This window comes from Micromonospora sp. LOL_014, assembly GCF_048060245.1.
Taxonomy (GTDB): Bacteria; Actinomycetota; Actinomycetes; order Mycobacteriales; family Micromonosporaceae; genus Micromonospora_E.
The window spans coordinates 351,960-361,022 of record NZ_JBHMIP010000001.1 but is presented as its reverse complement, the minus strand read 5'-3'; the positions used below and the strand labels follow the sequence as shown (position 1 = coordinate 361,022).

Genomic DNA, 9,063 nt, shown 5'->3' with positions numbered 1-9,063 from the left:
GCTGGTTGCTGGCCCGACGGGGTGCCGGCACCCCGTCGGGCCAGCAACCAGCCCTCGGCGGACAACTGCTCATACGCCTCGCCCCTTCGGGAGACCATCAGCTCGGCGGCCAAGTTGCGGGTGGACGGCAGTCGGGTGCCGGCGGCGAGCCGGCGATCGCCGATCGGCGATCGCCGCGCACCGGTCAGCTGGTCAGTGAGCCCTGCCCGGGTCCGGTCCAGCTCGACCAGCACCAGGCCAGGCCCTGCGGTACGCCGTTGCCACCGTTGCCGCTGGCCGCGCTGGTTCGCTACGCGCCCCGGCTCGCTGGCGGCCCCCGCCCGGCAGGTCACCGTCGGCGGCGCTCGGCTACCTGGCGGTGATGCTGACCGTGGTGGCGTTCCTGGCTTGGTTCACCGGGCTGCGCCGGCTCGGAGTGGAACGTCGACCGCCGCCCCGACCGGGCCGGTCCCGGCCGCGCCGTGCCGGCGTGTTCATCGGCGTACTGATCGTCGCGGCCGGCCTCGCCATCGGGCTGGGTCGAGTCTTGCCGGCCCGGCAGCTCCCGCGCCAGGTAGTCGACGCCGCGCCGGTCGAGCCAGAGCACCAGCAGGGCGTGCGGTGCGGTTAGCCCGGCCAACACCGCGAAGCCGGTGGACAGCCCCACCTGCGGCGTGGCCGAAACGGCGAACGGCACCAGGACAGCCAGCACGGCTCCGGTAGGGATCGCCGCCTGGGCAGCGAACCGCCGTAGTGCCGGACCGAGCCGGCCGGCGGCCAGGGTGGCAGCGTTGCCGGGGTCGGCCAGCAGCAGCCGGGCCACATGCCGCACCGAGTGACCCGCCGCGAAGTAGGTGCCGAACGCCCACCCAGGCGGCACCAGCACGAACACGGCGATCAGCAGCCCGAGGTATCCGGCGTCGCCGCGCCGGCCAGCCCGTAGGTCGTTGACCATGGTGGCGACCACCGCCGCGCCGGCAAGCACGACGGCGCTCACCCGGACCTCGCTGTTCAGCAGGTACGCCGAACCGGCGCCGATGCTCTCCAGCAGCGGATCAACGTGGTCCGGCCAGAGCGTCAACGGCAGCAGCACCGGCGGCGCTCCGTAGGCGAGCACGGCGTACGGCCGAGTCGGTGTTCGTCGCGCGTCCCGTTGCCGGTGGAACGCCTCGTCGCCGGTGCCGAAGTGGACGACCGCGACAATCAGGAACACGACGAGCGCCGGGCCGGAGAAGCGGTGGCAGATCCACCAGACGAGGACAGCGAGGCAGGCGTACCCGACGAGCAGGCTCACTCGTGGCCGCCAGCCGTCGCTGGCGGGTCTCAACCAGGCCGGCACCAGATGGTCGACGGCGCCGTGGGGTAGGCCGAGTAGCAGCCCCACCAGCAACGGCAGCGGCGAATCGACCGCTGGTGTCGAGTGGTTCAGCACAGCCAGATGGATCAGCAGCACCGCGCCGAACGCCGGTACAACGACCCACCCGGCCCGACTCAGCAGCCAACGGTCGGCAGTCAATGCGTGACGTGCAGGTTGCCCCGGTCGGCGAGCAACCGCAGCCGCCTCAGGTCGAGCGCGCTCCACACGATCTTCATCAGCACCGTGAGGACCACGAACACCGCTGTCGTGGTGGGCTCGTCGAACACGCCGAGACCGGCTGGTCCCACCAGCCAGACCAGGGTGAAGCCGAGCCACAGTGCGCTGAGCAGCACGGCCAACTGGTTGAAGTGAGTCCGCATCTGGTCCGGCTGCTGAGCTGCCGCTCTGCGCAGCGGCCCCCAGATCACCACGAAGTTGGCCGCAAGCGCGAGGACGCCGACTCCGTAGGCGAGGTATCGCGTGGCCGGTTCGAGCGCCAGGTCACCAACCAGTCCGCAGAAGATCATGGGAACGCTGGTCACTACCACGAGGGCCGCCAGGTCGGTCCTCCTGCCGGCCGACGCATGCGTTCCGACCAGCACCAGCGCGTAGCCGAGCAACGGGGCGGTGACGATCCAGTCGGCGTAGTACCCCCAGTGCACGGCGTGGTCGCCGGCCGCGGTCAGGGCGCCTCCAAGCGCCATCACCGCGTGCCAGATGGCAGACCAGATCAGGATGACGATCGCGAGCAGGTACACGACGACCGGGACGCCCTTGGGCTCGCGCATCCAGCGGACGAAGTACAGCACGGCACCGAGCGCGACCACCACGAAGGACCACAACCACAACTGCGACACCACGAACCCTCCGCAGTCGGGAAGCCCGCCGGAACATCTTCCCAACGGTATCCCCTTCCCACGCTCTTGGTAGCTATTCGCAACATCAGCCGACCTGCCAATTGCACCGTCCACCTAGGCTTGAGTCGTGCAGGCGGAGACCCTGACCAACATCACGGCGATCATCCTGTCGGTCGTCCCGCTCACCGTCTCCGTGGTGCTCGCCGTCCGGCAGAACCGCAGGCATCCACCGGCTACGCCTTACCGGTCGTCCTCGATGTCCTCGACCAGTTCCGGACCCAGGAGTTCTTCGACGCCCGCGAGTACATCTCTTCGACCAGCTGAATCAGGAGTACGACCCACCTGTGGCGTACTCCGACCAATCCTCCTCGGCGAGGCTCGCCAGAGCCTGTCGACGCGGCTGTCAACTGCCGGGCAGCGGTGGGAGAATCACCGATCATGAACGAGCAGGCCGGCACCGACGAGAGCATCCACGAACCGACCGACGGCGGTACGGCAGCACGCGCGCCTCGGCGGCAACGGTGGACCCGCCGCGCCCCATGGCTCGCCTTCGGCATCGCCGCCACGGTGCTCGTCGTCGACCAGCTGACGAAGATGTGGGCGGAGGCGACGCTGACCCGGGGCGAGCGGATCCCGCTGGTCGGCGACGCCCTCGGCATCCAGTTGATCTACAACCCGGGTGCCGCGTTCTCCTTCGGCGAGAACACCACGTGGATCTTCACCATCGCCGCCGCGATCGGTGTCGGCGTGACCGCCTGGTTCGCGTGGCGGGCCCGCTCCCGGGCCTGGGCAACGGCGCTCGGCCTGGTGCTGGGTGGGGCGTTCACCCATCTGCTCGACCGGGTGTTCCGGAAGCCGTCGTTCGGGCAGGGCCACGTAGTCGACTTCATCGCGTACTTCGACTGGTTCATCGGCAACGTCGCCGACATCGCGCTCTTCTTCGGCGTCGTCACGTTCCTCACCCTGGAGTTGATCGGCATCCGGCTGCGCCCGGAGGCCTCCGAGCCGTCGACCGGTGACGGTGCCGACCGGTGATGCCACACCACCGCCGTCACCCGGCCGCAGCGCGGACGGCGGCGGCGTACGCGAGGGCTGCCCGGCGTAACGCGCCTTCGGCGTCCAGGCCGTCGGCTCGGGCCTGCGCGACCAGCGCAAGCAACCGCGCGCCGAGCCGCGTCGACGGATCCGCCGCACCGTCCGGCTTCAGGTCGGCCGCGTCCGGCTGCGGCAGCGGTACGTCGACCCCAGCGCGTCCAGCCCGCCGCAGCACCTTGTCGGCCAGTGACAACGCCGGCTGGGCGAGCACGATCCCGTCCATCGGTGACGGAGCGCCGCCCACCCCGGAAGCGACACCCGACGCGGCCCGTTCGGCGGCCTTGATCCGCTCCCAGTTGTCGACGATCTCATCGACGTCGGCCACCGCGACACCGGCGAAGACATGCGGGTTGCGGCGAATCATCTTCGCCACCAGGCCGCCGGCCACGTCGTCGACGTCCCAGCGCTCGCCGTCCGGCAGCTCCTGGGCGAGTCTGGCGTGCAGCACCACCTGCAGCAGCACGTCACCCAGCTCGTCGCGCAGCGCCGCCAGGTCACCGGCGGAGATCGCGTCGTACGCCTCGTAGCTTTCCTCCAGCAGATACCGCGCCAGCGAGTCGTGGGTCTGCTGCCGCTTCCACGGATCGCCGCCCGGTGCGACGAGCCGGTCCATGACCTCGACCGCGTCGAGCAGCCGGGCGCCGGGCGGATCCCAGGAGCCGTACATCAGCTCCAGCTCGGCGAGGGCGGGCTCGCGGGCCAGCCGCAGACCCAGCCGGCGGGCCAGGTCCTCGTCACCGGCCGGACCGGCCAGCCACACCGCCGTACCGTGCTCGGCGGCCGCCGCCAGCAGCGTCTCCTCAACCGACTCCGACTCCGGTACCGGCACAGTGACAGTGCCACCGGCGACGCTGACCGCCGTGGCCAGCTCACTGTCCAAGCCAGCGAACACCGGAAACCGGCGTACGACGTCCCAGGCCTGCGCGGTCAGCAGCCCCGCCGGCAGCCGGGGCGAGGTGACCAGTAGGACGATCCGGGCGGTCACTGACGTTCGGAGACCGTGCCCGAGTCGCCGCCACCGAGCGGGATGCCGACCGCGACCACGTTGCCCTGAGGGGCCTGGAAGCTGAGCACCGGAAACTCCAGCGGACGGTACCGCGGGTTGACCGTGACGTCCTGCCCGGCGACCGCGTCGGCGAGCGCGTCGCGGGCGGCCAGCGAGGAGCGCAACTGCTCACCGTCGAGCTGGCCGGCGGCCTCCTCGTCGGTGACCTCGTCCGGGATCACCCCAGCGGCCCGGCCCTTCTCGACCAGGTCGAACAGCTCTTCCTGGGTCGGCTGCACCTGGCCGCCGGCCTGCAGGCCGACGATACAGTTCCAGGCCTGCGAAGCCGTCTGCCCGTACTCCGATGCGGGCGGCAGGCCCAGCTGCTCCGGGGAGACCGGCTGCGCGCCGCTCGGCACATCGAGCTGGGCGCAGACGTCGGCGAGCACCAGAGCGCTGACTACCTGCTGCCGAGTCGGCAGCGGCGGGGCACCCTGCTGGCCGGCCTGCTCGCCGAGCTGGTCGGCCATATCGTCGATGAGGCTGGTCACCTGCTCCTCGGTGTACTGCTCGTCGCCGACATAGGCGGCGACCCCGGGCTGCGACCGGCAGGCGGACAGTACGGCGACCCCGACCAGGGCAATGACGGTGATCGACGCCAGGCGACGGACACGCTGCATGGACGACACTCTCTCACGCACCCCTGCCGGCCGGTGCACCGACCCGGGCACTGTCCGTCGACGGTACGGCACCCGTCGTCGGCGGGTCACCGAGCACGTCACGCAGCAACTGGGCGCACCAGTCCAGCAGTGCCTGGTCGCGCAGCGGCTCGCCGCCGATCCGCCGGGTCGTCGGCCGGGGCACGCTGACCTGGTCGGCGGCCGACTTGTAGACCGAGTCCGGGTGGTAACGCTTGAGCCGCAGCTGCTTCGAGTCGGGCAGCACCAGCGGGGCGAACCGGACATGCTTGCCCTGCATCGACACATCGGTCAGCCCGTACGCCTTGGCCAGCAGCCGGAACCTTGCCACCGCCACCAGGTTGCCGACCTGCGCCGGTGGTTCGCCGTACCGGTCGGTCATCTCGGCGACGACCTCCTGCAGCGCGGCGGCGTCGCGGGCCCCGGCAAGCTTGCGGTACATCTCCAGCCGCAGCCGCTCCACCCCGATGTAGTCGTGCGGCAGGTGCGCGTCGACCGGCAGGTCGACCTTCACCTCGGCGGCCTCGGCGTCGTCGGGCGACTCGCCCTTGAAGTTCTGCACCGCCTCGCCGACCATCCGCACGTACAGGTCGAACCCGACGCCCTCGATGTGGCCGGACTGTTCGCCGCCGAGCAGGTTGCCGGCGCCCCGGATCTCCAGGTCCTTCATCGCCACGTACATGCCGGCGCCCAACTCGGTGTGCTGGGCGATGGTCGCCAACCGCTCGTGGGCGTGCTCGGTCAACGGCTTCTCACGCGGGTAGAGGAAGTAGGCGTACGCCCGCTCCCGACCCCGGCCGACCCGGCCGCGGATCTGATGCAGCTGGGCCAGGCCGAGCAGGTCGGCCCGCTCCACGATCAGCGTGTTCGCGTTCGGGATGTCGATGCCGGACTCGACGATCGTGGTGCAGACCAGGACGTCGAACTCCTTCTCCCAGAAGCCGACCATCACCTTCTCCAGGGCGTCCTCACCCATCTGGCCGTGCGCCACCGCGACCCGCGCCTCCGGCACCAGCTCGCGCAGCCGCCGCGCAGCCTTGTCGATCGACTCGACCCGGTTGTGCAGGTAGAAGACCTGGCCGTCGCGGAGCAGCTCACGGTGGATCGCGGCGGCGACCTGCTTGTCGTCGTACGCCCCGACGGCGGTCAGCACCGGGTGGCGCTCCTCCGGCGGGGTGGCGATCGTCGACATCTCCCGGATGCCGGTGATCGCCATCTCCAGGGTGCGCGGGATCGGCGTCGCCGACATGGTCAGTACGTCGACCGAGGTACGCAGCGACTTCAGGTGCTCCTTGTGCTCCACCCCGAACCGCTGCTCCTCGTCGACGATGATCAGCCCGAGTGCCTTGAAACGGGTGGCCGACTGCAGCAGCCGGTGGGTACCGATGACGATGTCGGCGGTGCCCTCGGCGGCCATGGTCAGCGTCTGCTCGGTCTCCTTCGGGGTGGCGAACCGGGACAGCTGCCGAATCTCGACCGGGAACTGGGCCATCCGCTCGGCGAACGTGTTGAAGTGCTGCTGGGCGAGCAGCGTCGTCGGCACCAGCACCGCCACCTGCTTGCCGTCCTGCACCGCCTTGAACGCCGCCCGTACCGCGATCTCGGTCTTGCCGTAGCCGACGTCGCCGCAGATCAGCCGGTCCATCGGGGTCGACTGCCGCATGTCGCCCTTGACCTCGTCGATCGCCGCCAGCTGGTCCGGGGTCTCGGTGTACGGGAAGGCGTCCTCCAGCTCCCGCTGCCACGGGGTGTCCGGGCCGAAGGCGTGCCCCTTGGCGGCCTTGCGGGCCGCGTACAGCTGGATCAGCTGGGCGGCGATCTCCCGGACCGCCTTGCGGGCCCGGGTCTTGGCCTTCTGCCAGTCCGAGCCGCCCATCTTGTGCAGCGTCGGCTGCTCCCCGCCGACATAGCGGGACAGCTGGTCCAGCTGGTCGGTCGGGACGAACAGCCGGTCGCCGGGCTGGCCGCGCTTGGCCGGCGCGTACTCGATGACCAGGTACTCCCGGTCGGCGCCGTTGACCTTGCGCTGCACCAGCTCGACGTAGCGGCCGATGCCGTGCTGCTCGTGCACCACGTGGTCGCCGGCGCGCAGCTCCAACGGGTCGATGGTGTTACGCCGCCGGCTCGGCATCTTGCGCATGTCCTTGGTGGACGTGCCTCGGCCGCCGCTGATGTCGGCGCCGGTGACGATCGTCAGCCGAGCCCGTTCGGCGACGAAGCCGTTGCCGAGGCTGCCGCAGGTGACGACCAGCTCGCCGGGGGTCGGTGCGGTCGACAGAGCATCGACGAGCGTCGCGCCAAGACCGGCGTCGCGCAGCACGCTGACTGACCGCTGCGCCGGCCCGTGCCCCTCGAAGACCAGCACCACCGACCAGCCGTCGCCGGTCCAGCGTTTCAGGTCGTCGACGACCCGGGCGGTCTCCCCGTGGTAGAGCGGCGCGGGGGTGGCGGTCAGCACCACCGCGTCCCCGGTGTCCGGGCTGACGCTCACCGGCGTCGACGCGTCCTCCCAGGGCGCGATGTCAGAGGTTGCGTCGGTTTCCGCCTCGGTCAGCCCGAACGGGGACAGCGTCCACCACGGCTGGTCGAGCGTGGCGGCCACCGCGCGTACCTCGGCCAGGGTGCGGAAGGCGGCCGCGCCCAGGTCGATCGGGGCCTGGCCACCGACGGCGGCCGCGGCCCAGCTGGCTTCGAGAAACTCCGCCGAGGTACGGACCAGATCGTGCGCCCGGGTCCGGATCCGCTCCGGGTCGCAGAGCAGTACGTGGGTGCCGGCCGGCATGCAGTGCAGCAGCAGCTCCATGCTGTCGGTGCCGTCGAGCAGAGCCGGGGCGAGGGACTCCATGCCTTCGACCGGGATGCCCTCGGCCAGCTTGTCCAGGATCTCGCCCAGCTCGGGATGCTGCTGGGCCAGCTCGGCGGCCCGCTGGCGTACCGGGTCGGTGAGCAGCAGTTCCCGGCACGGCGGCGCCCACAGCCGGTCGACGGCTTCGATGGTGCGCTGGTCGGCGACGGCGAAGGTACGGATCTCCTCCACGTCGTCGCCCCAGAACTCGACCCGGGACGGGTGCTCGTCTGTCGGCGGGAACACGTCCAGGATGCCGCCGCGGACCGCGAACTCGCCGCGCTTGGTGACCAGGTCGACCCGTGCGTACGCCATCGCGACCAGCCGGTCGACGATGTCCTCCAGGCCACCACCGGAGTTGCCTCCGGCGGTCAGCTGGACCGGCTCCAGGTCACCGAGCCCTTTGAGCTGCGGCTGCAGCACGGAGCGGACCGGCGCCACGACCACCCGCAGCGGCCCTTGCCGCTGTCTCTCGCCGTGCGTACCGTCGCCGGACTTGCCGTCGCCGGACTTGCCGTCGCCGGCCGTCGGTCCGGTGTCCGCGTCGGGGTGCGCCAGCCGGCGCAGCACGGCGAGCCGCCGCCCGACGGTGTCCGAACGCGGCGACAGCCGCTCGTGCGGCAGCGTCTCCCAGCTCGGGAAGACCGCGACCTGCCCGGCCGGCAGTAGCTCACCGAGGGCGGCGGCCAGGTCGTCGGCCTCCCGGCTGGTCGCGGTGACCGCCAGCACCGGTCGCCCCGCCCCGCCGACCTGCGCCTCGGCGGCCACCGCAGCGACCGTGAACGGGCGCAGCGCCGGCGGCGCGGTGACGTCCAGCCCGTCTTTTCCTGGCGTGGCGATCTTTGCCAGATCCCGTACCCGGGTCAGGGCGGGATCGGCGAGAGCGGCGCTGAGCAGGCCGGCGAGCGCGGTCATGGTCACAACCTTCGCGGTGGGATACGCCTTGCTGTGCGGCGGTGCACGCTTGGGGCGCACACGCGACGACAACCCCCACGCCCGGTCCGGGAGGGGGGTCAGGCCTACCAGCCTATCCGCCCGCCGATCCGCCCTCACCCACTAACCTCGCCCGACATGGGCACACCGGCCGAGAAACGGTTCATCGAACTCAGCCACGTCGTCCGGGACGGCATGGCCACCTAGAAAGGGACCTTCCAGGACGGTACGCCGAACGTTGAGACAAGACTCACCAGTTTCCCCGTGGCCGGGGGGATCGCCGATAACATCCAAGTTGTCGGACAGCGCCGTCC

At 71.0% G+C, this 9,063-nt stretch carries 7 protein-coding genes; 1 reads left to right on the top strand and 6 read right to left on the bottom strand.

What is annotated here, in order from left to right; genetic code table 11:
• The 3 genes from ACFHW1_RS01700 to ACFHW1_RS01690 all read right to left on the bottom strand — a co-directional run.
• A partial coding sequence (locus ACFHW1_RS01700; protein ID WP_416614671.1) for a GntR family transcriptional regulator occupies positions 1–233 on the bottom strand: 233 nt, incomplete at its 3' end.
• A 95-nt stretch (positions 234–328) separates the two neighbouring features.
• Positions 329–1,495 (bottom strand): Brp/Blh family beta-carotene 15,15'-dioxygenase, encoded by a 1,167-nt coding sequence (locus ACFHW1_RS01695; protein WP_416551387.1) that lies wholly within the window; start codon positions 1,493–1,495, stop codon positions 329–331.
• Positions 1,492–2,193 (bottom strand): bacteriorhodopsin, encoded by a 702-nt coding sequence (locus tag ACFHW1_RS01690; protein ID WP_416614669.1) that lies wholly within the window; start codon positions 2,191–2,193, stop codon positions 1,492–1,494. The genes ACFHW1_RS01695 and ACFHW1_RS01690 overlap by 4 nt, the downstream gene beginning before the upstream one ends.
• Positions 2,194–2,631: 438 nt before the next feature.
• Between ACFHW1_RS01690 and ACFHW1_RS01685 the strand changes: the two genes are divergently transcribed.
• Positions 2,632–3,228: a signal peptidase II gene (locus ACFHW1_RS01685; RefSeq protein ID WP_416551385.1), complete on the top strand. Its 597-nt coding sequence runs from the start codon at positions 2,632–2,634 to the stop codon at positions 3,226–3,228.
• 16 nt (positions 3,229–3,244) lie between these two features.
• Here the strand turns inward: ACFHW1_RS01685 and ACFHW1_RS01680 are convergent, their stop codons facing one another.
• From ACFHW1_RS01680 to mfd, 3 genes are read right to left on the bottom strand one after another with little or no spacing between them, the layout of a single operon-like run.
• The gene (locus ACFHW1_RS01680) at positions 3,245–4,273 is read right to left on the bottom strand and encodes a MazG family protein (protein WP_416551384.1); all 1,029 of its coding nucleotides are present in this window, start codon (positions 4,271–4,273) and stop codon (positions 3,245–3,247) included.
• Entirely contained in the window at positions 4,270–4,953 is a 684-nt protein-coding gene (locus ACFHW1_RS01675) for a hypothetical protein (RefSeq protein WP_416551383.1), read from the bottom strand. Before ACFHW1_RS01675 ends, ACFHW1_RS01680 begins: the two co-directional genes overlap by 4 nt.
• 13 nt (positions 4,954–4,966) lie before the next feature.
• A complete protein-coding gene (mfd, locus tag ACFHW1_RS01670) occupies positions 4,967–8,731 on the bottom strand; it encodes a transcription-repair coupling factor (protein WP_416614667.1) in 3,765 nt (1,254 codons plus the stop codon).
• Between the last annotated feature and the right edge of the window lie 332 nt (positions 8,732–9,063).

What these genes read in the sequence shown, in the direction of transcription:
- ACFHW1_RS01685 (WP_416551385.1), top strand. Translation starts at nt 2,632, where the DNA reads ATGAACGAGCAGGCCGGCACCGACGAGAGCATCCACGAACCGACCGAC.
- ACFHW1_RS01675 (WP_416551383.1), bottom strand. Translation starts at nt 4,953, where the DNA reads ATGCAGCGTGTCCGTCGCCTGGCGTCGATCACCGTCATTGCCCTGGTC.
- mfd (WP_416614667.1), bottom strand. Translation starts at nt 8,731, where the DNA reads ATGACCGCGCTCGCCGGCCTGCTCAGCGCCGCTCTCGCCGATCCCGCC.